This window comes from Bacillus sp. CD3-5, assembly GCF_006349665.1.
Taxonomy (GTDB): domain Bacteria; phylum Bacillota; class Bacilli; order Bacillales; family Bacillaceae_G; genus Bacillus_A; species Bacillus_A paranthracis.
Genome location: NZ_VEPX01000007.1, coordinates 54,831 through 78,092, shown reverse-complemented (window position 1 = coordinate 78,092; position 23,262 = coordinate 54,831). Strand labels below are relative to the sequence as shown.

Sequence of the window (23,262 nt, the reverse complement as noted above, 5' to 3'; positions counted from 1 at the left end):
GAAAAGGAGAGGGAACAATGAAGAGGATTTCTTATATTGAAGACTTTGAGCAATGGGAAAGTGGTTTTTCGTTTTACAATCCTGTAAAGGTTCGTTTTGGTGAAGTAGATATGTTTGGACATGTAAATAATGTCGTTGCCTTCACCTATTTTGAAGAAGCGCGTATCGCATTGTTTAAAGAACTTGGATTTATGCAAGAATGGACGCATGAATCTTCAGAAACGATGATTGTTGTTGCGGATTTACAATGTAATTTTATTAAACAAATATATTTTGATGAACAGTTGAAGGTGTATGTAAAAGCGGGATCAGTTGGAAATTCTTCATTAGATTTGCATTATATGGTGAAGAATGCAGAAGGAGAGGTTTGTTTAGTTGGTCGTGGAATGATGGTCCAAGCGTCGAAAAAAACGGGAAGAGGCGAACCGTGGCCTGAAGAGTGGAAGGAAAAATTAATACAATGATAGAATGAAAGAAAAATAAGAGAGCAAATTGCTCTCTTATTTTTTGTCTTCCAGCGCCTCTTCTAATGTTAAATGATGTTTATATATGTATGTAGCGTATGGATTTCCAACGTAGCGCAAATGCCACGGTTCATATGAGTATTCTGTTGTTTCTGTTTTATCTTCTAAATAACGAATGACAAAGCCAAATTCATGAGCATGTTTTGCAACCCATTTACCTTCGTTTGTCTCTCCAAAAATAGGCTCTAATTGGAATTTAGCAGATTTTGAACTAATATCCATTGCTAAACCAGTTTGATGTTCACTCGTACCGGGAATGGCACTTACTGAATCCGCCTCAGCTTTTCCTTGGCGTCTAACGTATGTATCATGTAATGATTTTTGGCGTTTGTATGAACGATAACCAGATACAGCTGTAAGTTCAAGTCCTTCTTTCTTTGCCGCTTCAAACATACTTTCAAGCGCATCTGCAGCATCTTTGCGCAGCAATGTTTTTTCTTTATCTTTTGGACTAGTAAATGGTACGTTTGGTCTCGTTAAGTCTTCAGGTGTGTATCCGTCTGGTAGTTTTCGATGTTTATTAACTAATACAAGATTAGACTCTGGATTTGTTACAACGGAAAAATCATTGTCTAGCTTCTTTGCATTATCATCAGCTTTTGGAAAAGCAGGAATCTCTTCTTTTTGGTGGTTACTATGCTGTTGACTTTCGACAGCTTTCGCATTATTTTGTAGTGGTGATTTAGAACTAAAGTAAGCGAAAGAAGTGATACCGATTACAATAGTAGTGGCAGAAATAATAATTATCTTTTTCATGATGCCTTGTAATCACAGTCCTTTCTTAATAAAATGTGTATCGTTTCTTATTATAAGTCTAGTTTAATGAAAAAGAAATATAAGAGTCGTAACGTAATAGAAATGCAAAGAAAATGTCAGAAAATGTGTGAAATTGTAGTATTTTTTTATATAATTCATTTCTTGTCTTTCATGAAATTCATTTTTTATGTAATATATATACATAAGAAGATGTAGCGATTATCGAGAATAAAGAACTTCTTGTATAGACTAGGAGTGAATGGGAATGGATTTTGCAACACTTATTGGAATCATTTTAGGAGTAGTGGCGGTAGTTGTAGGGATGGTCGTCAAGGGCGCTGACGTAATGGCCTTAGTTAATCCTGCCGCAGCATTAATTATTTTTGTTGGTACATTTGCTGCAGTATGTATCGCATTTCCGATGGATCAATTAAAAAAGATTCCAAAATTATTTAAAGTTCTTTTTGGTTCTAATAAAAAAGATTTAAGTTATGAACAGTTGCTAGAATTGTTTGTTCATTGGACATCTGAAAGTAGAAAATACGGTATTTTGTCTTTAGAGCAGCAATTAGACAAAATTCAAGATGAATTTCTTTTGCGTGGTATGAAGTTTGTGATTGATGGCGTATCTGCAGAAGATTTAGAACAGATTTTAGAAGCTGAATTAGAAGCAATTGAAGAAAGGCATGCAAAGGGGGCAGCAATTTTTTCTCAAGCTGGTACATATGCACCAACATTAGGGGTTTTAGGTGCTGTTATTGGTCTTGTAGCTGCACTTGGTAATTTAACTGATATTGAAAAGTTAGGTCACGCTATTTCGGGTGCATTTATTGCAACGATTTTTGGTATTTTCTCAGGTTATATACTATGGCATCCATTTGCAAATAAATTAAAGCAAAAATCTGCAGCTGAATTAGAGAAAAAACGTTTAATTATTGATTGTCTATTAATGTTACAAGAAGGTACATATCCGTTTATTATGAAGAACCGCATTTTAGGTGCACTTTCTGCAACTGAGCGCAAAAAGCTTGAAAAAGGGGCAGAAAAAAATGCGGAGTAAAAAAAATAGAAGAAGTAAAAAGAAAAAACACGAAGAACATATCGATGAAACTTGGCTAATCCCTTATTCTGATATGTTAACGTTGTTGTTTGCATTGTTCATCGTTTTATTCGCAATGAGCAGTATAGATGCTGCTAAGTTTAAACAGATGGCTGTTGCTTTTCGAAGTGAATTAGCTGGTGGAACAGGTAACAAAGAATTTTTAAGTGATCAGAAGCCAAATGATGAAAAGGAATTATCAGCAAGTAGTTTAGAGTCTGAGAAGATTAAAAAGAATGCTGAAGCTGAAGTAAAGCAACAAGAAATGAACGAATTAAAAGCGGTACAAAAAGGTATTGATAAGTATATTGAGGAAAATCGATTATCTTCTTCTTTTAAAACTGATTTAACAGAAAAGGGATTGAAGGTAACGATATTAGAAAATGTACTATTTGATTCTGGGAAAGCGGACGTAAAATTAGAATCGTTAAGTATTGCGAAAGAAATGTCTAATTTACTTGTTTCAGCATCACCTCGTGAAATCACAGTATCTGGACATACAGATAATGTTCCTATTGCAAATGCGCAATTTGCATCGAACTGGGAATTAAGTACGCAGCGGGCAGTTAATTTTATGCAAGTATTACTGCAAAATAAAGAATTACAACCAGGAAAATTTAGTGCAGTTGGTTACGGAGAATACCGGTCAATTGCTCCAAATGATACGCAAGAAGGAAAAGCGAAAAATAGACGTGTAGAAGTGTTTATTTTACCTTTAACGAGAAATATGCAATAAAAGAGGAGGGCACATGCCATCCTCTTTTATTTTGCATCAAATGATTTTAAGTTGTCATGGCGGATTTTATTTTTTTCTGCATCTGATTTTTTGAAATCATAATCATATAAAGCGCCTTCCCAATCACCATACATCGGATTAGGGAAAATAATAAATTTCTCACCAAATTGTGCTTTTGAATCTGCTACTGCTTGATTGCGATCTTTTACAGACTTTCCATCAAAACCAGTGAAGTCAGATAAGTTATCACCGAAGAATAAGACGATATCATGTGTTTGAGAAACGAGTTCACGTCGTTTTTCTTTTCCTTTTTCTTTCGGGTCTTGTAGTAATATATGTTCTTTCGTTGCTTGAGGAGCGCCTACACGCTCAAGATTTTTAATTGTTGCATCTAGTTGGTTTGTTTTACGATTTGAGATGTAGTAAATATCTACACCTTTAGACTCTGTATATTTTAAGAAATCAATTGCACCTGGAAGGGCCTCAGCTTCAGCCTTATTAATCCAATCATCCCATTTATACGGATAGCCTTTTCCTGTTTTTACGCTCATTGCTTGATGAGGACTGTTATCTAAAACAGTTTCATCTAAATCAAGTACGATAGCGGGTTTTTTCTCGGTTCCTTTTGCAAGAGCTGCATCAAGTTTCAATTGACCGATATTGTATCCTTGGTAGTACAGTGCTTTCGTTTCACCGGCTGTTTGATACCATAAATCAGCCATTAATTGCTGGTCTGTTAATTTTACTTTCTCTTCTTTCGCCACTGTTTTCTCTTGTGTTCCTGAACATGCTACAAGCGATGTAGATAGAACCGCTACAGATAATAAAGTGGTAATGCTCCTCTTCATCTTCATATGTACCCTCCTTGATGTTAGAAAACCAGTTAATATTATATATCGAAAAATAATATTTTTTGTATGAACATTTGCATATTGTCTTTTATATATATAGTAGTATGTCCTATATTATAAAAATGAGAAAAAATGATGGGAATTATTTTGTCAATTATAATTGTCGGAATGACAATTATAATTGACAAATCACGTGATTTTATTTACAATTTTAACTAAATGAAACAAATGATGGATTAGAGAGATGCTACATAATAAGAGGATGGAGTGTAGTGCTATATTTTATCCTGAATAAACATAGTCTTTGAAAGAGAGTATGAATGATACTAAAGGGGAGGCTTTATACTTTGAGTTTACAAATTCAAAACTTAACGAAACAATTTGGGGAATCAAAAGCTGTTAACAGCTTGCAAATTTCATTACCAAAAGGTGAAGTGTTAGGATTACTTGGACGAAACGGTGCAGGAAAAACAACGACAATCAAAATGCTTCTCGGACTATTAACGCCTAATGAAGGCTCTATTACATGGGATGGAAAACCATTTGGGACTAGTGGGGTAACGATAGGATACTTACCAGAAGAAAGAGGTTTATATACTAAAAGTAGAGTAATAGACCAGTTGCGATATTTTGGTAGATTAGAAGGAATGACGAAAAAAGAAGTAGATCTTGCTATTGATCACTGGTTAGATCGATTAGCAATACCAGAATATAAATTTAAAACAGCAGGAGAGCTTTCAAAAGGGAACCAGCAAAAAATTCAATTAATTGCTGCTCTTCTTCATAATCCAGAACTTCTCATTTTAGATGAGCCATTTAGCGGACTGGATCCAGTGAATGCTGGAATGTTAGCTAGCATTATTGAAGAACAAGTACAGAGCGGAAAGACAATTATTTTATCTAGTCATCGTATGGAACAAGTAGAGGCCTTTTGCCAACATGTATGTATTTTGAAAAAAGGAGAAGCGGTTGTAAAAGGCCAGTTAAGTGATATTAAAAAAGAATACGGTTTCCGTAATTTAACGATTGAAGATACAGAAGAGAATGAGAAAGGATTATCAGCTATTCATGTACCGTATGAAAAGCAACAAGGCCTTCTTTATGTGCGAGTACAAGATGATGCAGAGGCTTTAAAGATTTTACAACAGTTGCAAGAACAAGGTATTACCTTACGACAATTTAAAATGTTAGAGCCGACGTTAAACGAAATCTTTGTAGAGAGGGCGAAATAACGATGCGTAAATTTTCTCACGTATTTTCATTTTATTTTAGAGAAGCGTTTTTATCTAAAAAGTCATTAATTACGAGTGCGATTTTATTTTTAGTTGTGTTTGGGCTTTTTGCATTTAATCATTTCACTGCTGATAACGATAAAGGAAAAGATAAAATTGCGGTAGTAACGGAAAGCGATACTTATAAGGTGCAAGAAAGTGATGTGAAAAAGTTACTTCCGTCTGTTAAAGTAACTGTAGAGAACAAGGATAAATTTAATGAGCTACGTAAGCAAGTGGAAGATGGGGAGTTAGACGGTTTATTCCGTATTACAGAAAAGAATGGTATTCCAGAAGTGACGTATATGTATAGTGGTTTTCCGAGTCAATCAACGGCTACACTTATGGCAAGTTATTTAAAGGAGCAGTATACAGCGGTAATGATTGAAAAAAATAATGTATCTGCCGAAGTAGCAAAACAGTTACAGATGGAAATTCCGTTAAAACAAGAAGCAGTAAAAGATCATGCATCTTCCTTTGGAATTGGTTATGTTTTCTCGTTTGCTTTATATATGTTTATTATTGTGTTTGGAACTGCAATTGGGACGACGATAGCATCTGAAAAGTCATCTCGTGTTATGGAGTTAATGCTGCCGAAAGTAAAACCATTAACAATGCTACATGCTAAAATTTTAGCAATTGTTTCTAGTGCGTTACTATTACTTATTACTGCTTCCTTTGGCTTTATTGTACCGTATTTATTAGGATGGGTAGATTTAGATAACGCATCTTTAATGGGACTCACACTAGATTTTTCTAAATTGGACGCGGTAGTAATTAGTATGTTCGTTGTATACTTTGTTGCGGGCTATTTACTATATGCAATGTTATATGCAGCAGTTGGTGCTGTTGTATCAAAAATTGAAGATGTACAGTCTCTTTCATTCCCAATTACAATGTTAGGAATAGCAGCATTTTTCATTAGTATTAAATCATTATTTGATCCGAATAGTACATTAGCTATAGTTAGTTCATACATTCCATTCTTTACACCTATGGTTACATTTTCAAGACTTGTAGCTGGAGAAGCTGGTACTGTAGAGATTATTGTAACGTTAGTAATTTTATTGGTGACTATTGCTATCGTCAATATGCTTGCAAGCCGCATTTACGTAAACGGCGTAATGAATTACTCAGACAAAGTGAAATTTAAAGACTTAGCGAAATTTATAAAGCGTCAATAATGAGAGAAAAGCATGATTTCCTATTGAAATCATGCTTTTTCTTTATGTATAAATTAAAAATAGTATATAATAATAAGAGTCGTCTTTTAATAGAATGAATAAAAAGGAGGGTGTGCAGATGGGAATTAGTAGTCGTTTTACAGTAGGTGTTCATATGCTGACATTACTTGCGATAGATCGAAACTCTCGCTGTACCTCTGAATGGATTGCCGGTAGTGTGAATACAAATCCAGTTGTGATTCGTCGCATTACAGGAATGTTGAAGAGAGCAGGACTTGTTGATGTACAAGCTGGTAAAGGTGGTACGACACTTGCTCGTGATTTAGAAGAAATTACATTACTTGATGTATATAAAGCAGTGGAAGTTGTAGAAGAAGGACAGCTATTTTCCTTCCATGAAAATCCCAACATTGAATGTCCAGTAGGAGCTAATATTCAATCAGTATTAGAAATTATTTTAATGCAAGCGCAAGAAGCGATGGAAAATGTACTTGCAAATGTAACAGTAGATCAATTAGTTACAAATTTAAAGTCTAAAATGAAAGAGTAAAAAAGCGAGCATCCTCATAATGAGGGCTCGCTTTTTTTATTTAGAAATATTGAAAATTCTATTTTTCAGTATTTAAAATGAATTTGCCTACGATAGCTGCTACGATACCGCCAACAATTGGTGCAACGATGAATACCCATAGTTGAGAAAGTGCTTCTCCGCCAACGAATAAAGCTGGTGCGATACTACGAGCTGGGTTAACAGAAGTCCCAGTTAACGGAATACCTAATAAGTGGACTAAAACTAATGTGAAACCAATTACTAATCCTGCTAGAGAAGAACTTCCTTTTTTACCTGTTACAGCAACGATTACTAAAATGAATACGAAAGTTAAAATAAATTCAACTAGAAATGCTCCAGATAAACCAAGAGTTCCAAAACCATTTTGTCCTAAATTATCTAAAGGTGTTTTAGCGGATTGTAAAATTGTTACCAATGTTGCAGTTCCTAATAAACCACCTAAAATTTGAGCTAATACATAATAACAAAGTTCCATAGCGTTCATTCTTTTATTGATGAACATAGCTACTGATACTGCTGGGTTAATGTGACATCCAGAAATTGTTCCGATACTATATGCCATAGCCACAATAGATAGACCGAAAGCCATAGCGATTCCTAATGTCCCAATTCCTTCAATTCCGCCGCCAATGACAGCTACTCCAGTTCCGAATAATACTAGTACAAATGTACCAATAAATTCAGCGATTGCTTTTTTTAACATAATTTACCTCCTATTATTGCGCATGAAACGTATTATAACATAGGTTTTAGTATAAACAGCCAATGAAATACTATTCTGATAAGGCGAAATAGGGGGACAATAAAAAAAGAGTATGGTTCTTTGTTATAGAACCATACTCTTTTTTATGCTGTTTTTTTCTGTTTAACGACTGGAACAGAACGGTTTAAAATGCTATTTGCAACCATTCCTAACATAATAATAATCATTCCAAGTAGGGAAAGCCCGCCGGGAAATGAACCATTCAAGAAAACAATTTCGCCAAGCACGGTAAAGACCATCGTTCCAGCTTGTGTTGCTTCAACAGCTCCAAGCAGAGCGAGATTATCTTTTGCTAAGTCAGTAGCAAAGAAAAATGTCATTGTCGCTATAACGCCAGAACATAATGCTAACAAAAATCCTTGCAGCATTTGGCTTGATGTTGGAATACCCGTAGTAGAAAATCCGTATATACCAAGTAAAATGGTTATAGGAAGACTGCCTATTGCCATGCCTAATACACGTTGGAATGTATCAAGACGCCCGCCGACAAGTTCCATCATTTTTCGATTACCGAACGGATATAAGAAAGCAGCTAACACGACAGGTAAAAAACCTGAAATGAACTGAGTTATTGTAATGTGACCTGCAGCAGTTGCTTGCATACAAATTACACCAAGTAAAATAAATAATGCGACATATAAACTACGAAGTGGAATTTTTCCGCGTACAAGTTTCGTACCTGATTTTGTTTCTATTTTAACGAAAAATAATGGCGAGAGTAGTAAGCCTGCTAATATAGTAACTTGCCAAGTTCCAGCAACGAGCCAAGCGGGAGAAAAGACAGCTGCAAAACTTAATAAAGAATAGAAACCAATACCAGCAACAGACCCCCACCCGATCCAAGCCAATGGATGTTTCTTTAATTCTTCCCATAACCCCCTTAAGTTTTTGCGAAATAAAACGATAAGGAATAAAATAGGGAGAGCAAATAAAAAACGGAAGGAAGCTGTCCAAGCCCAGCTCGTTCCAGATATATTCATCGCTCGATTAATAATAAAGGTTGCGGAAAAAAAGGCTGATGATAAAAGGCCTAATAAAATTGCGCGCATGAAGTATAGCACTCCTTTCGAAATTTGAACAATATGTATAGTATAATATACTTTAACGTTATAAAAGTAAACTATTTTATATTTTAAGGTGGTTTTATAGATGAAAGAACATGAAGATATGCAAACGAAAGAAGTCATTCAGCAAGTAGGTCAGTTATTAAGACAAATTCGAAATGAGCAAAAATTAAGTTTAGAAGAATTAGCCCAAAAAACAGGAGTTAGTAAATTAACATTAGGAAAGATTGAAAGAGGCGAAACGAATCCGACGTTAGCTGTCATTTGGAAAATAACGAAAGGGTTATCCATTCCTTTATCGAGATTGATGGTTGTTGGAGAACCTGTAGCGGTTGCGCGCTGCGGAGAAGGATTTGCAGTAGACGTAGGACAAGCATGGCATTTAGAAACAATGTTCCGTTATACGAAAGAAACGGGTATGGAAATGCACCGTGCTTGTTTAAGGTCGAATAGTATATATGAACCAGAAGCTCATCATGAAGGTGCTATTGAGCTTGTAACGGTAATGAAAGGGAAAGTATCGATTCAAGTAGAAAGCGATGTATACGAATTAAATGAGTTTGACTCTATTCAATTTGAAGCGAATAAGAAACATAGTTATAAGAATGAAGAAGATGAAGTGGCAGTATTACATTTAACGATGAAATATTCTTCGTGAAAAAATCACCTATAGAATGCTATAGGTGATTTTCTATATTTCCATTAAGTATATGCATAATGTCACTAGTACGAACGCGGCATAAGTAATAAACAAATGAAATAAACTAAAAAACCAGTCCCAAAACATAAAATAGCAATAACCCAAAGTATGCGAATAAGAGTAGAGCTAATATCAAAATATTCTCCTAAACCACCACATACACCAAATAACATTTTATCAGTTTCGGATTTATATAATTTTTTTGACATATTACGATCAACTCCTTTTTATAGCAAACTATATACTTCTATTCTATATGGAAATTTATGAGAAGACTATGAGGTTGTATGACATTTTTTTTAGGAACAGTCATATTAATTGTCTTAATTTTCAGTTGATATTAAAATTATGGTAAGAGGTAACTTTTAATAAAGGGTGGGGAAATAGAGATGGCAGTATATTGGTTGACTAATGTAATGCTTGAATCGGGATATACATATGAAGAGGGGATAATTTCCCGAACAGAAACAGAATTATGTAGTTTACTTATTGAGGATGGTCGAATAAAAAAAATTATAGCTGGGGCTGTTCAAGAGGAAGGAGTACTCATTCTTGATGCCAATCGCTTATTAATTTTACCGGCTTTTGAAGAGATGCATATTCATATTGATAAAACCTATTATAGTGGCCAGTGGAAAGCTTGTATGCCAGCAGAAAGTATCTTTACACGTTTGAAAGAAGAAGAAAAGATTTTGCCAAAGCAACTAGCAACAGCTCAAGATAGAGCGGAAAATATGCTAGCGTTATTGCTTCGAAACGGTGCGACGAATATAAGAACGCATTGTAATGTTGATCCGATTATTGGACTTGGTAATTTGGAGGCGACGTTAGCGGCGTTGGAAACATATAAAAAACAGGTTTCTGGTAGAATTGTTGCTTTTCCGCAACATGGATTATTGCGCAGTAATTCTGTGCAACTTGTGAAAGATGCGATGCGTATGGGTGCGCAACTAGTCGGTGGAGTGGATCCAGCTACAGTGGATAATGATATTGAAAAATCATTACATACCATTATGGATATCGCGGTAGAATTTAATGCGGATGTTGATATTCATCTGCATGATGCGAACAATCTTGGAACGTTTACGATGAAAAGATTGGCAAGTTTAACAGAGGAAGCGGGATGGCAAGGGCGCGTAACGATTAGTCATGCGCTTGGACTTGGTGGTGTTACGGATAAAGAAGCTGAAGAAGTGGCAGAAAGACTAGCTGCTTTAAACATTGATATTACTTCAACGGTGCCAATTGGGAAACAAGTAATTCCAATTCCGTTATTAGATAAAAAAGGTGTGAAAGTTTCGTTAGGAAATGATAGTATTACTGATCATTGGTCACCGTTTGGAACAGGTGATATGCTGCAAAAGGCAAATCGGTTAGCGGAACGTTTCGGATGGAGTGATGAAAGGTCTTTAGGAAAAGCACTTCGCTTTATTACGGGAGGAAAAGAAACGTTAAACGATGATGGGAAGCGAGCATGGCCGAATGTAGGAGATGAAGCGAGTTTTGTTTTGACGAATGCAACATGTACTGCTGAAGCGGTAGCGCGTCAAACAGAGAAGCGTTTAGTCGTGCATAAAGGGAATATTGTTGTTGGAAGTTTAAGTGAGGTTAAATTAAATAATCTTGTGTAAAAGAATCGTTTAAATGTTTTGAGGAGGGTTCTAATTGTGAGTATAGAACTCTTCTTTTTTATGTTTGAAATATATTTCTTATAGGTTACTAGGAAGGATGAAAAATTTGGACAATCAACATAATCAAAATCATATTATGGGAACTTTGCAATGGTTGATATTTTTATCCTTTTCGGCAAGAAGGTAGGCTGAACTCTTTTGTTTCGCTCATAATAATTTTTGAGGCGAATGTTTGTTTCTTTTTGTCTTACGATATAGTGTAGATAAGGGGGGGATAGATTGCAAGACAACGAAATTAGATAATGATTATCATTCCGCTACTTGATCCAAAAGGAATTACGATGAAGAATATGTTCTTGTTCCATTTCTTTCTAAATATTAATTTGTCAAAAGTAATTTTAATGAACTCTCTAAGAAAGGTGGTGAAAAAATGGCTAGAAAGAAAGTAGTGAAAGTATTACGCAAACAAAAGAAAAGAGAAACTATGCAACGATTCACGCAGAAACAAAATATCGGACGAGCTTGTCTCACGGCTAAAGAATTTCGTTTACTGCAACGTATGTCACATAGTTCAAAAGCGTTGCGAAATGTTGGATTGTATATGATTAAACAAAGTTACTTGAATCATAACAAGATAGCTACTGTAAAAGAAGTGGACACTGTTATGCAAGCCGATATGAACTACTGGGGCATTCAATCAAACTCTGTGCAGGCTATTCGTAGAGCCTTATTTACAGAAGTAAAAAGCTTTTTTAAGGCATTGGAACAATGGAAGAAAAAACCTGAAACCTTCACAGGTCGTCCTAAGTTTCCGAATTATTCTCGTTCGACTGACAAACGAATTATTGAAATCTATCAAGTTCCAAAAGTGGATGAGAACGGGTATTGGGTGATTCCAATGAGTGTTGCATTCAGAAAAAAATTCGGTTCCATTAAAATACGTATGCCAAAGAACTTAAGAAATAAAAAAATCTCCTACATTGAGATTGTACCGAAGCAAAAAGGTCGGTTCTTTGAGGTGCATTACACATATGAAATGCACGTATCTCAAATGAAGAAACAATCTACGACCACGAGTAATGCTTTGAGTTGCGATTTAGGTGTAGATAGATTAGTAAGTTGTGTAACGAATACAGGTGATGCATTTTTAATGGATGGGAAGAAATTAAAATCTATTAACCAGTACTTCAACAAAAAGATACGTAATTTACAGCAAAAAAATATAGAAAATGGAATTTCAAAACGCGTCGTAACGAACAAAATGGCTGCACTTTGGCATAAACGAGAACGACAAATAAATGGTTATATTTCACAAACTGTAGGCCTGTTGTTCAAAAAGATGAAAGCATTTAACATTGATACGGTTGTCGTAGGGTATAACGCTGGTTGGAAACAAAAATCTGGTATGGGGAAAAAGAATAATCAACAATTTGTTCAAATCCCATTTCATAAACTGATCGCGGCAATTGAGAATAAATGCAAAAAAGAAGGCATCCGATTTTTGAAACAAGAAGAAAGCTATACTTCAAAAGCTAGTTTTCTGGATAAAGATCCGGTTCCAGTTTGGTCTAAGGATGATAGGACCCAGTATCGCTTTAGTGGCAAACGAATGACTCGTGGTCTGTACCAAAGTAAAGCAGGAACATGTATCCATGCTGATATTAATGGTGCACTGAATACGTTGGAAAAATCAAGAGTGGTACAATTGGATGAAAATCTTAAAGTAAAAACGCCAATTCTATTAGAAGTGCAAAAACGTAAGGCTGTTGCTTCGTGCATAGCTTAGTGGGTGCGTCAACCATCCATGTGTACTCGACTTGTCGGGGCTTGTAGCACACGCCAGATTCATCTGAGTGGTGGCTTCTTCCATAAGGAAGAATTGCTCTTTTTCGAAAGGGTGGTGCAAGTGGGAAAACAATCGTTTGATGCCAGTACCAACCAAAAACTTACTTGGGGTGTTACCGTAAGGCGGCATGAATGCTAGAGCGTCAAACTGTCTAGTCATAGATGAAAAGACCTAGCGTTCTAACTCAAGCCCCCACTGAAACGTTTCAACTCAGTGGGGGTGTTTGACACGTTTAACGAAACAAAAATATATACAATCGTTCTTACTAGCATGTATGTTATTAGTCGTAATGTCGCTGTTTCCAAGTATTATCCGTTACTTAGCATCTTTACCATCGGCCGCCGCATCTGCGGTTTTAATGGCTTCATTCGTACAGCTAATTGGAATTGGATTCAATAATATAAAACAAGTGGAGCTTAATGAAAGGAATGTAACAATTTTAGGCGTTGCAGTATTATTTGGCAGCGGTGTTATGTTTTTACCGTCTGGAGCGCTCCAGTCCTTACCGTCTGTCATACAATATATATTTGGAAATGGTTTGTTCGTAGGTACAGTTGTCAGCATATTACTAGAACAAATATGGCGTACCGAAAAGTAAGTGGATATAAAGAGTGAACGCACTGTATAAAAGTCTAAAATAACATGTGAAATAAAGCCCATTTTCATTCACCACCCGCACATTTCGTTCATACAATATCTTGACTAAATAAACACCCAACTTACACATACACAGCTCTGGCTTAAGCAAGGAGGGTTATACCAGTTGAAGGAAAAAGCGTATCAATCTAAACCTTTACTCACAAAGAGAGAGAGAGAAGTATTTGAATTACTGGTTCAAGATAAAACAACGAAGGAAATTGCAGGTGAACTTTTTATCAGTGAAAAGACAGTTCGTAACCACATCTCAAACGCAATGCAAAAGCTAGGGGTTAAAGGACGTTCACAAGCAGTTGTTGAGCTTCTTCGCATGGGAGAGCTCGAGTTATAAAAAGAAAGCCGACTTTTATAAGAGAGTCGGCTATTTTTCTGTTTATATTTTGAACTTAAAAAAGGTATCTCAGACTGTGAGGGGGAAGATATGTTAAAAATAACTATTTTAAAATATGATGAGGTGTCCTTGTCATTCATGGATAAGAAGGTGCAAATATGAAGTTGTATTTTAAAGATATGGAGATAGGTGAAATTAAAGATGTTTTTGGAGATATGCCATGGATGTATGGAACAATTCGTCTATACGATAATAGTAAACCGTTCCAAAAATATTTTCGTGAGATGGTAGACGAAGATAGTGCATTTGATTTTGAAAGCATAGACCCTGAATTTTTATATGAAGAAAATTGGTCTATTTTTGATGAGGATGCTCAGCGGCATTTAGGGATTGATATACCTGCTATTCATATGGAGGATACAACAATTGCGTGGCGTTGGAGATAAAAGCTATACAGTTGTGAACATCTTCGTATGAAAGAATTCAAACGATAACAATAAGCTCACTTTTTACAAAAGGTCAGCTTATTGTTATCGTTTTTTCGCTTGCTATATGAATGATAAGAACACTCCATACATAAATAGGTAGTAAGGAGGGGGATATGTTGAAAAGGATATTGTTAGTTTCAACAAGCGCTCATGATATGAATGGACACCCGACTGGTTTGTGGCTGGAAGAGCTTGCAGCTCCGTATCATGTATTTAAAAAGGCTAAGTTCGATGTTGATATTGTGTCGATAAAGGGCGGTAAAGTACCTATTGATAGAGTGTCTATTCCGAACGGGATACCTCGTGAATTTAAGCATGTCGCTTCTTTATTGCAAAATACGAAGCTGATCTCAAAGGTTCATTTTTCGGATTATGATGCGGTTTTATTTGGTGGTGGGCACGGGGCAATTGTAGATTTTCCAGGTAATCCATATGTTGCAAATTTAATTGTGAATATGTACAACAACAACCGAATTGTAGCGGCTGTTTGTCACGGAGTAAGTTCTTTAGTCGGTGTGAAAAATAAGGACGGCTCGTTTTTTAGTGCGGGTAAGCATATAACAGGTTATACAAATGATGAGGAAAAAGCTGTACATTTAGAAAAGCGAGTGCCGTTTTTGTTAGAAAATAAATTGAAAGAAGAAGGGGCTTTGTTTTATGTTGCTCCAAATTTTACGCCGCACGTCGTAGTAGATGGGCGTTTAATTACAGGGCAAAACCCGCAGTCTAGTATGGAAATAGGGAAAGCTATAAGAAGAGCTGTAAATAAATTATAGAAAAAGTGCTCGCTACTCATCGAGGTAGTGGGCATTTTTTCTGTAGTGTAAATGATCTTTAAACTAAAAAGATATATTGAGTATAGTGACTTCATTTATAATTAATCGTGAATTTGCTATACTATTTTGTATGGACAAAAGGGGAGGCTCTTTTAATGAGAAAAGTTGCGTGCGCAAATACTTATATTAATAAAATAAAGCCCGTTATTAGAAAAACGAGTTTTAGCCAATTGAAAATAGATGAAATTGCGAAATATATGGATATTAGTAAAGCTACTTTATATAAACGCTTTTCTTCAAAAGATGAGATTATTGAAGCTGTGGTAGAAGATTTTATGAACTATCTTCTTGAAGGAGATGCGGATAATCAAGATGAAAGTATGTCTTTTGCAGAACGTTTCCAAAAGACGTTTATTCACTCTTTAAAATGTGTGACGTATATTTCAGATGTCTTTTTACAAGATTTGAAAGAGGCATATCCGCACTTATCTGATCAGTTAGTCGCTGCACAACAAAATCGTAATCATAATTTGCAAATGTTTTTTGAAGCTGGTATGGAACAAGGTTACTTTAATAAAATGAACGCACAATTATTTATGGTGCAAGATGATGTGATGTTAAGACGTATAATAGATCATTCTTTTTGTATTCAGTACGATATTACGTTAAAAAAAGCGATACTTGATTTTTATCAACTAAAGAAGTATCAACTTTTTAAACCAGAGTATATAGACGCAATTGATGATTCGGAAATTGAAAAAGAAGTTATTGCTATTTTGCAAATGATTTCGTAAAAAAGCAGGTTTTCCTATAGTAATGGAAAACCTGCTTTTTTATTATCTGTTATTTGTTTACGTGTTGTAATACTAATTCAGCTACTGGACCACCTGAAGCTGGGTTTTGGCCAGTTATAACGCGATTATCTTCTACAGCGTAAGCTTCCCAAGGCTGCGCAGCTTTTTCGTAAAATCCTCCATTTTTAATAAGTTCATCTTCTGTTAAAAATGGAACGAATTGATCTAATTCAGCTAGTTTTTCCTCTTCATTTGAGAATCCTGTTACTTTTTTACCGCTAATTAAACGTTCCCCATTACTTAATGTAATATGAAATAAACCAGCAGCTCCGTGACAAACAGAGGAAACAATTCCGCCATTTTCATAAATGCTACGGCTAATCATTTGGAGTTCTTTATTTTCAGGGAAGTCCCAAATCACACCGTGACCACCTGCGTAATAAATAACAGCATAGTCTTCTGGGTTCACCTCACTCGGTTTCATTGTAGAACCGAGGCGATTCATAAATTCTTTCTTTTGATACCATTCCCAATCGATGCTCTCCGCCATTGCTAAACTATGCGGATCAATCGGTGTATAACCACCTTGTGGGCTAACATAATCTACTTCGTAACCAGCTTCTTCAACTTTTTTAACGAAATGAACAGCTTCACCAAGCCAAAGGCCAGTAGCTCGATTTAAATTTGGATATTTTTCAACGCTCGTTAATACAACTAACATTTTTTTCTTCATCATAATCCTCCTGTAATGTTTCTTCTGTATACAAGTTCATTGTTTTATTAAGTTAGAAATTGCAAATTTGAATAACCGTGTTAGTCCTCCTTATATCGGATTCGAAATTAGTGTATAACAATTTTTGAACAAAGTAAACCAAAAACACTAAATTAGTTTACTTTGTATATTTTTCGTTGACAAACTGTAATGCTGAAACTATGATAGTTCCATGGATATCGAACAACGTACATGTTTCGTTTCGAATTCAATTTGTCGCGCGATAAATGTATACATTTGATGAAGTTGTCTAGTGATAATAGAAGAGCTAAACAACTTCATTTTTCGTTTTCAATTACTACAATCAGGAGAGGTGTTACACATGGGGGAAGATATAAGTAATCATTCAAAATGGTTTGTTTTCACATTATGTTTTATCGTTTTATTAGGACCGATGAATGCGGTTTTATTTAATGTAGCGTTAGAGGAGATTGCTCATGATTTATCCATTAGCCAATCGAAGGTAAGTTGGGTTGTAGTAGGGTATTCCTTAGTTGTCGGTATTGGTTCGATGATCTATGGGAAACTGGCTGATCGTTATAGCGTAAAAAAACTATTAATCATTTCAATTATCATATTTGCAGTAGGTTCTATTATTGGATTTATGAATCAATCTTATGCGATTACCATTCTTGCAAGATTAGTGCAGGCGAGTGGGGGCGCGGCATTTATTGCGCTTAGTATGATTGCAGTGGCAAAGTTAGTTGTTCCTGCTAAGAAGCCTGGTGCGTTAGCGATGATTAGTTCTTCTATTGCATTAGCAGTAGGTATTGGCCCTTTAGTTGGCGGGGCTATTACAAATACACTAGGGTGGCCATATTTATTTTTATTTATGGTTATTTCAGTAGTGGGGATTTTCTTGCTTATAAAATTTATGCCAGAAGAAGCACGGCAAACGGATGAAGCGTTTCATTTTGATTACATTGGAGCGGCGTTACTATTTGCATTCATTACGACTGTTTTATTAGGTGTCAATATGAATCGTTGGCTATTTGTGTTAGCGATAATTTCTTTACTTTTATTCACGGTTCGTATGAAGAAAGCGGAGCATCCATTTATCGATATTGAGTTGTTTTCGAACAAAGCATTTCTTCGTTTAATAACAGTCGGATTTATAATTAATGTGGCGTTATGTGCTAATTTATTATTGTTGCCATTACTGTTAGGAAGAGAGCACGGATTGTCTCCATTTGTTATCGGAATTGTATTATTTGTTGCATCACTCTTTGGTATTGTGTCTAGTTTTATTACTGGAAAGATTGTCCCTTCGTTTGGAAATGTGAATATGATTTATGTAGCGTCTGTCATTATGATTGTTGGCTTTTTAATTTTAGGGTTTATTCCGAATGGAAGTATAGTCGTTATTGTATTGGCGATTATTTTAACGTTTATGAGTTATTCTGCCATTCAAGTATCATTGAACACATTTATACCGAAAACATTACATGTAGCTAAAGTTGGAGTCGGTCTTGGTTTATATAATTTAATTAACTTTTTCGGCATGGCATTTGGACCAGCTGTTGCGAGCAAAATTATGGAATCTACAAATAGTTATCGTTTCAATTTTATTTTAATCGTCATGTTAATTTCTGCTCATTTCTTCTTATTAATAGGAATGTCTTCTTTCCAAAAAAAGATGGAGCATTAAAGATGTACTTTATTATAGAAGAAACCGACTTTCATATAGAAGGTCGGTTATTTTTCTGTCTTGCAAATTATGAAAAAAAGGAGCAAAATAAAAAAGGTCCTAGTCTATACAGGTACAAATGAAAATTTTCATACAGAAGCAGTTTAAGTGCGCGAACTTAAAGTGTGTAAAATATAATGATAAAATAAGATGATGAATGAGAAAACGGGTGATGAAGTTGAATAGAGCAATCGGTGTTATCGATTCAGGAGTTGGCGGCTTAACAGTAGCGAAGGAATTAATTCGTCAGTTGCCGAAAGAGCGCATTATATATTTAGGGGATACAGCACGTTGCCCTTATGGTCCACGTTCTCGAGAAGAAGTGCGCCAATTCACGTGGGAAATGACGGAGCATTTACTAGATTTAAATATCAAAATGTTAGTTATTGCATGCAATACAGCAACTGCAGTTGTATTAGAAGAGATGCAGAAACAATTACCCATTCCAGTGGTAGGAGTTATTCACCCAGGATCACGTACAGCTTTAAAAATGACAAACACGTATCATGTTGGGATTATTGGAACGATTGGAACGGTGAAAAGTGGTGCATACGAAGAAGCGTTAAAGTCTATTAATAATCGTGTTATGGTAGAAAGTTTAGCGTGTCCGCCTTTTGTTGAGCTTGTAGAGAGCGGTAATTTCGAAAGTGAAATGGCGTATGAAGTTGTAAGAGAAACGTTGCAACCGCTGAAAAACACTGATATTGATACGCTTATTTTAGGCTGTACACATTATCCAATTTTAGGTCCTGTTATTAAACAAGTAATGGGAGATAAAGTGCAACTCATTAGTTCTGGTGATGAAACGGCGCGTGAAGTAAGTACTATTTTATACCATAGTAAAATGTTGAATGAGGGAGAGGAACAAAGTGATCATCTCTTCTTAACAACAGGGAAAATAGGTCTATTTAAAGAAATTGCATCAAAATGGTTCGGTCAACCGATTGAAAATGTGAAACATATTTATTTAGAAAAAGAATAATAATAGAATGCATATAAGTGAACTCCTGAGAAATCAGGAGTTTTTTTGTTTATAGGGAGCACAGCTTGTTCTAAAACATGAAACAGCTCGTATACATAATAGTACAAACTTAGATTTTAGGGGGGAATGGCATGCCTAAATCCACTTTTAAATGGGTTATTGGTGCTACTGTGAGCGCTGTTTTACTAACAGGGTGTGGCTTTATAAATCAAGAGAAAGCAACGGAACAAATTGATCCACCAAAACAAGTTACGTATACAGAGGGTGGAAAGAAAGAAGTATCTAAAAAAGATAAGCAAGGACAAACGGTGAATAGAGAATTATACCTTGTTGATAAAAATGGCTATGTTGTACCGCAGACGTTAGCTATACCTACTCCGAAAGCAAATGAGGTTATTCAGCAAACGTTAGAGTACCTTGTGAAAGATGGGCCGGTAACCAATTTATTACCGAATGGGTTCCGTGCAGTCATTCCAGCGAATACATCGATGACCCTTAACTTGAAAAAAGATGGGACGGCAGTCATTGATTTTTCTAAAGAAATGAAAAACTATGCGAAAGAGGAAGAACGTCAAATCGTTGAATCTATTGCATGGACGTTGACGCAATTTAAAGAAATAAAACAAGTGCAGTTCCAAATAAATGGTGAAAAATTAGCGAAGATGCCTGTTGGTGGTACACCGCTTGGTGAAGGGGTGAGCCGTGCGAACGGTATTAACTTCGATGATGAGCAAGTAGCGGATGTAACAAATACAAAACCAGTAACACTTTATTTTATGGCACAAAATAATAATAAACAGCAATACTACGTACCAGTAACACGCCGCGTTGTAGAAGGAAAAGAAAATGATTATGCAGCAATTGTAGATGAACTTGTAAAAGGACCGATTCATCAATCGCTCCTAAATGATTTTAATCCAGGAGTTAAGCTGATTACGAATCCGAAATTACAAGACGGAAATCTTACATTAAACTTTAACGAAAATATATTTATAAACCCAGATAAAAATATGATTTCAAATTACGTATTGAAGTCATTAGTTTTATCTTTAACAGAAAAGAAAGGCGTGAAAAGCGTTTCTATTGAAGTAAATGGTAAAGCAAATCTTATAGATGAAAAGGGCGGAAAGTTAATAAAACCTGTAGATCGTCCAGAAAACGTGAATACAGGTAGTTTTTAATCGTCAATAATTTGATATACTTAAGTAAGAAAGGGGAATTGCTTTTTGGGTTCCCCTTCTTTTATTGTATACATATCATACATTTAAATTTGGCTATACTAACAAGTAGTTATGAGGAGGTTATTGTTATGCGAGTAGATGGTAGAGAAAAAACAGAATTACGCCATATACATATTCATACGAATTATTTAAAACATCCAGAAGGATCAGTGTTAATTGAGGTTGGGGATACTAAGGTAATTTGCTCAGCGACAATTGAAGAGCGTGTCCCGCCTTTTATGCGTGGAGAAGGTAAGGGCTGGGTAACAGCTGAATATGCGATGATTCCACGTGCGACAGAACAACGTACAATTAGGGAGTCAAGTAAAGGGAAAGTAACAGGACGTACAATGGAAATCCAGCGCTTAATTGGACGAGCATTACGTGCGGTAGTTGACTTAGAAGCGCTTGGTGAGAGAACGGTTTGGATTGATTGTGATGTTATTCAAGCGGATGGTGGAACGAGAACAGCTTCTATTACAGGTGCATATGTAGCAATGGTATTAGCGTTTGAGAAATTATTACAAGCAGAAAAAGTATCTAAAATTCCAGTAAAAGATTATTTAGCAGCAACGTCAGTAGGAATTGTTGAAGAACAAGGTGTTGTTTTAGATTTAAACTATGCAGAAGATTCTAAAGCAGACGTTGATATGAACGTAATTATGACTGGAAAAGGTCAGTTCGTTGAAGTGCAAGGAACTGGAGAAGAAGCGACGTTTAGTAGAGCGCAGTTAAATGAATTACTTGATGCTGCAGAACAAGGCATTTTCCAACTGATTGATATGCAAAAAGAAGCGTTAGGTGACATCGTATCTCATATAGAGTAGAGGTGGAAAAAATGAAACAAGTTGTTGTAGCGACAAAAAATATGGGGAAAGTACGTGAATTTGCTGAGTTATTTGAGCGATTTGATTTAGAAGTGAAATCATTACACGATTTTCCTCATATTGAAGAAGTCGAAGAAACTGGTGAAACATTTGAAGAAAATGCAATCTTAAAAGCGGACAGTTTGAGTAGACAATTGAATGCAATTGTAATTGCGGATGATTCAGGTCTTATTGTAGATGCTTTAAACGGGAAACCAGGTGTGTATTCAGCACGTTTTGCTGGAGAGCCGAAAGATGATCAAGCAAATATTGATAAAGTTTTACAAGAATTAAATGACGTAGCGTTTGAAAAGCGTAAAGCTCGTTTCTACTGTGCATTAGCAGTGGCTTTCCCTGAAGGGGATAAAAAGCCTGTCATTGTAAATGGGACGTGCGAAGGGTTTATTTTAGAACAACGCCGCGGGGAAAACGGCTTCGGATATGATCCGATTTTTTATGTGGAAGAATATAAAAAAGCGATGGCCGAACTAAGTTCAGATGAGAAAAATGCTATTAGTCACCGTGGACGTGCTCTACGTAAGCTAGAAGAAAAAATCCCTGAATGGTTTTTAGGAGAATAAGGGAGAGAGATTGATGAAAGCTTTAATCGTAAGCGATAGTCATAGCTCTGTGAAGGAATTACAGCAGTTAAAAGAGAAGTATGAAGGGAAAGTAGATATCATGATTCATTGCGGTGATTCAGAGCTAACGCCTGCTCATGAAGAGTTGCAAAGTTTCCATGTTGTAAAAGGGAATTGTGATTATGCTAACTTTCAAGATGAAATTGTAACTGATGTAGATGGTGTTCGTTTCGTAGTTGTGCACGGACATCGTCATAACGTGAAAATGACGTTACAAACATTAGCGTACCGTGCTGAAGAGGTAGGAGCGCAAGTTGCATGCTTCGGACACTCTCACGTATTAGGTGCGGAATTAATCGACGGCGTTTTATTTATTAATCCAGGCAGTATTTTATTACCGCGTCAGCGTGTAGAAAAAACATTTGCTTTATTAGAAATGGATGAAAATCAAATGGAAGTTCGTTTTGAAACACTAGACGGACAGCTAGTTGAACAAGCAGTTTTTAAAAGAGGATAAGAAAAATTATCCTCTTTTAAAAAAGGTGTTGACTTTATGTATGGTTATACATATAATAAATATTGTCGATAGGGCAACGGCGCTAACGAATGAAAATAAAATAACATATGCGGGTGTAGTTTAGTGGTAAAACAAGAGCCTTCCAAGCTCTGGTCGAGAGTTCGATTCTCTTCACCCGCTCCATGTCCCAGTAGCTCAGCAGGATAGAGCAACGGCCTTCAAGAAAAATAGGAGCCTTTATAGGGAAACAAGAACCTATAAAGTGGACGACACTATATCGGTGAAGCCTTAACAGTTCGGCTGATGGTAATACCGAGGAAACTTACGATCTTGAAAAAGATTAAGGAGTTTTGAATGATTAAGTGAAACTTAATGGTAAAGACTCTGAAGTATGATGAAAATCATCGTGAGGTTCCGTAGAGACTACACGTGTCGCACCTGAAATGGTGAAGATATAGTCCAGACTACAAACAGTAATTGCTGGTAGCGAAAGCTATGGTGGTAAGCTAAGCCGTCGGTCGGGAGTTCGAATCTCTCCTGGGACGCTAAGAAAACCTTGTTATCTTTTGATAACAAGGTTTTTTGTTTGTCTACA

General features: G+C 35.9%; 25 protein-coding genes, 1 tRNA gene and 1 pseudogene. 21 read left to right on the top strand and 6 right to left on the bottom strand.

Translation table 11 applies throughout. The features are described 5' to 3' along the window. Nucleotides 1-17 precede the first annotated feature (17 nt). Complete coding sequence (locus FH036_RS15355) at nt 18-464, top strand: acyl-CoA thioesterase (protein ID WP_000822738.1); 447 nt, start codon at nt 18-20, stop codon at nt 462-464. 36 nt (nt 465-500) lie between these two features. Here the strand turns inward: FH036_RS15355 and FH036_RS15350 are convergent, their stop codons facing one another. Then, a complete protein-coding gene (locus FH036_RS15350) occupies nt 501-1,280 on the bottom strand; it encodes a M15 family metallopeptidase (RefSeq protein ID WP_000720207.1) in 780 nt (259 codons plus the stop codon). Between the two features lie 265 nt (nt 1,281-1,545). On the opposite strand from FH036_RS15350, the gene motA reads away from it, so the two are divergent. Together motA and motB are read left to right on the top strand one after the other, a co-directional pair. Then, complete coding sequence (gene motA, locus FH036_RS15340) at nt 1,546-2,340, top strand: flagellar motor stator protein MotA (protein ID WP_000344867.1); 795 nt, start codon at nt 1,546-1,548, stop codon at nt 2,338-2,340. Further along, the gene (gene motB / locus FH036_RS15335; protein ID WP_001256753.1) at nt 2,330-3,115 is read left to right on the top strand and encodes a flagellar motor protein MotB; all 786 of its coding nucleotides are present in this window, start codon (nt 2,330-2,332) and stop codon (nt 3,113-3,115) included. Before motA ends, motB begins: the two co-directional genes overlap by 11 nt. A 26-nt stretch (nt 3,116-3,141) precedes the next feature. Here motB and FH036_RS15330 read toward each other — a convergent pair whose 3' ends face one another. Further along, the gene (locus FH036_RS15330) at nt 3,142-3,969 is read right to left on the bottom strand and encodes a 5'-nucleotidase, lipoprotein e(P4) family (RefSeq protein WP_000782823.1); all 828 of its coding nucleotides are present in this window, start codon (nt 3,967-3,969) and stop codon (nt 3,142-3,144) included. A gap of 344 nt (nt 3,970-4,313) precedes the next feature. Between FH036_RS15330 and FH036_RS15325 the strand changes: the two genes are divergently transcribed. The 3 genes from FH036_RS15325 (at nt 4,314) to FH036_RS15315 (ending at nt 6,971) form a co-directional block, all read left to right on the top strand. Then, a complete protein-coding gene (locus FH036_RS15325) occupies nt 4,314-5,198 on the top strand; it encodes an ABC transporter ATP-binding protein (RefSeq protein WP_000058138.1) in 885 nt (294 codons plus the stop codon). Nucleotides 5,199-5,200: 2 nt separating this feature from the next. Next, nucleotides 5,201-6,421, top strand: coding sequence for an ABC transporter permease (locus FH036_RS15320; protein WP_001225006.1), 1,221 nt, complete (start codon nt 5,201-5,203; stop codon nt 6,419-6,421). A gap of 118 nt (nt 6,422-6,539) precedes the next feature. After that, nucleotides 6,540-6,971: an Rrf2 family transcriptional regulator gene (locus FH036_RS15315; protein ID WP_000512998.1), complete on the top strand. Its 432-nt coding sequence runs from the start codon at nt 6,540-6,542 to the stop codon at nt 6,969-6,971. 58 nt (nt 6,972-7,029) lie between these two features. Here FH036_RS15315 and FH036_RS15310 read toward each other — a convergent pair whose 3' ends face one another. Further along, nucleotides 7,030-7,695 carry an aquaporin gene (locus tag FH036_RS15310; RefSeq protein WP_139895960.1) on the bottom strand — a complete coding sequence of 222 codons (666 nt, stop codon included), beginning with the start codon at nt 7,693-7,695 and terminating at the stop codon, nt 7,030-7,032. 143 nt (nt 7,696-7,838) lie between these two features. Further along, entirely contained in the window at nt 7,839-8,804 is a 966-nt protein-coding gene (locus FH036_RS15305) for a DMT family transporter (RefSeq protein WP_139895958.1), read from the bottom strand. Nucleotides 8,805-8,904: 100 nt separating this feature from the next. On the opposite strand from FH036_RS15305, the gene FH036_RS15300 reads away from it, so the two are divergent. Next, on the top strand, nt 8,905-9,477 hold the full coding sequence (locus FH036_RS15300; protein ID WP_000658051.1) for a helix-turn-helix domain-containing protein: 573 nt from the start codon (nt 8,905-8,907) through the stop codon (nt 9,475-9,477). 65 nt (nt 9,478-9,542) lie between these two features. Here the strand turns inward: FH036_RS15300 and FH036_RS15295 are convergent, their stop codons facing one another. After that, a complete protein-coding gene (locus FH036_RS15295; RefSeq protein WP_000038792.1) occupies nt 9,543-9,728 on the bottom strand; it encodes a PspC domain-containing protein in 186 nt (61 codons plus the stop codon). 180 nt (nt 9,729-9,908) lie between these two features. Here FH036_RS15295 and FH036_RS15290 point away from each other — a divergent pair, with 180 nt between their 5' ends. From FH036_RS15290 to FH036_RS15255, 7 genes and pseudogenes are all read left to right on the top strand, one after another. Next, entirely contained in the window at nt 9,909-11,150 is a 1,242-nt protein-coding gene (locus FH036_RS15290; RefSeq protein WP_139895956.1) for an amidohydrolase family protein, read from the top strand. A gap of 430 nt (nt 11,151-11,580) precedes the next feature. Continuing rightward, nucleotides 11,581-12,936, top strand: a complete 1,356-nt coding sequence (locus FH036_RS15285; RefSeq protein ID WP_070806898.1) for an RNA-guided endonuclease TnpB family protein — start codon at nt 11,581-11,583, stop codon at nt 12,934-12,936. Between the two features lie 289 nt (nt 12,937-13,225). Further along, a pseudogene (locus tag FH036_RS15275) lies at nt 13,226-13,594 on the top strand (purine/pyrimidine permease); the annotation flags it as partial. 165 nt (nt 13,595-13,759) lie between these two features. Further along, nucleotides 13,760-13,984 carry a spore germination transcription factor GerE gene (gerE, locus tag FH036_RS15270; RefSeq protein WP_000659484.1) on the top strand — a complete coding sequence of 75 codons (225 nt, stop codon included), beginning with the start codon at nt 13,760-13,762 and terminating at the stop codon, nt 13,982-13,984. Nucleotides 13,985-14,142: 158 nt separating this feature from the next. Further along, a complete protein-coding gene (locus FH036_RS15265; RefSeq protein WP_044790607.1) occupies nt 14,143-14,430 on the top strand; it encodes a hypothetical protein in 288 nt (95 codons plus the stop codon). A gap of 155 nt (nt 14,431-14,585) precedes the next feature. Continuing rightward, entirely contained in the window at nt 14,586-15,248 is a 663-nt protein-coding gene (locus FH036_RS15260; RefSeq protein ID WP_139895954.1) for a type 1 glutamine amidotransferase domain-containing protein, read from the top strand. Between the two features lie 155 nt (nt 15,249-15,403). Then, nucleotides 15,404-16,042 (top strand): TetR/AcrR family transcriptional regulator, encoded by a 639-nt coding sequence (locus tag FH036_RS15255; RefSeq protein WP_001233020.1) that lies wholly within the window; start codon nt 15,404-15,406, stop codon nt 16,040-16,042. A gap of 49 nt (nt 16,043-16,091) precedes the next feature. Here FH036_RS15255 and FH036_RS15250 read toward each other — a convergent pair whose 3' ends face one another. Continuing rightward, nucleotides 16,092-16,775, bottom strand: coding sequence for a type 1 glutamine amidotransferase domain-containing protein (locus FH036_RS15250; protein WP_139895952.1), 684 nt, complete (start codon nt 16,773-16,775; stop codon nt 16,092-16,094). A 361-nt stretch (nt 16,776-17,136) separates the two neighbouring features. On the opposite strand from FH036_RS15250, the gene FH036_RS15245 reads away from it, so the two are divergent. The 7 genes from FH036_RS15245 to FH036_RS15215 all read left to right on the top strand — a co-directional run bounded on the left by FH036_RS15245 (nt 17,137) and on the right by FH036_RS15215 (nt 22,850). Next, nucleotides 17,137-18,462: an MFS transporter gene (locus FH036_RS15245; RefSeq protein ID WP_139895950.1), complete on the top strand. Its 1,326-nt coding sequence runs from the start codon at nt 17,137-17,139 to the stop codon at nt 18,460-18,462. Nucleotides 18,463-18,673: 211 nt separating this feature from the next. Further along, the gene (gene racE, locus FH036_RS15240) at nt 18,674-19,483 is read left to right on the top strand and encodes a glutamate racemase (RefSeq protein ID WP_000773996.1); all 810 of its coding nucleotides are present in this window, start codon (nt 18,674-18,676) and stop codon (nt 19,481-19,483) included. Nucleotides 19,484-19,614: 131 nt separating this feature from the next. Next, nucleotides 19,615-20,664 (top strand): spore germination protein GerM, encoded by a 1,050-nt coding sequence (gerM, locus tag FH036_RS15235; protein WP_001126737.1) that lies wholly within the window; start codon nt 19,615-19,617, stop codon nt 20,662-20,664. A gap of 128 nt (nt 20,665-20,792) precedes the next feature. Next, nucleotides 20,793-21,530 carry a ribonuclease PH gene (gene rph / locus FH036_RS15230; protein WP_001261765.1) on the top strand — a complete coding sequence of 246 codons (738 nt, stop codon included), beginning with the start codon at nt 20,793-20,795 and terminating at the stop codon, nt 21,528-21,530. A gap of 11 nt (nt 21,531-21,541) precedes the next feature. Further along, entirely contained in the window at nt 21,542-22,150 is a 609-nt protein-coding gene (locus FH036_RS15225; protein ID WP_000815935.1) for an XTP/dITP diphosphatase, read from the top strand. A gap of 13 nt (nt 22,151-22,163) precedes the next feature. Then, nucleotides 22,164-22,667, top strand: a complete 504-nt coding sequence (locus FH036_RS15220) for a metallophosphoesterase (RefSeq protein WP_044790600.1) — start codon at nt 22,164-22,166, stop codon at nt 22,665-22,667. Between the two features lie 109 nt (nt 22,668-22,776). Beyond that, nucleotides 22,777-22,850: transfer RNA gene (locus FH036_RS15215), tRNA-Gly, on the top strand. The last annotated feature ends 412 nt before the right edge of the window (nt 22,851-23,262 follow it).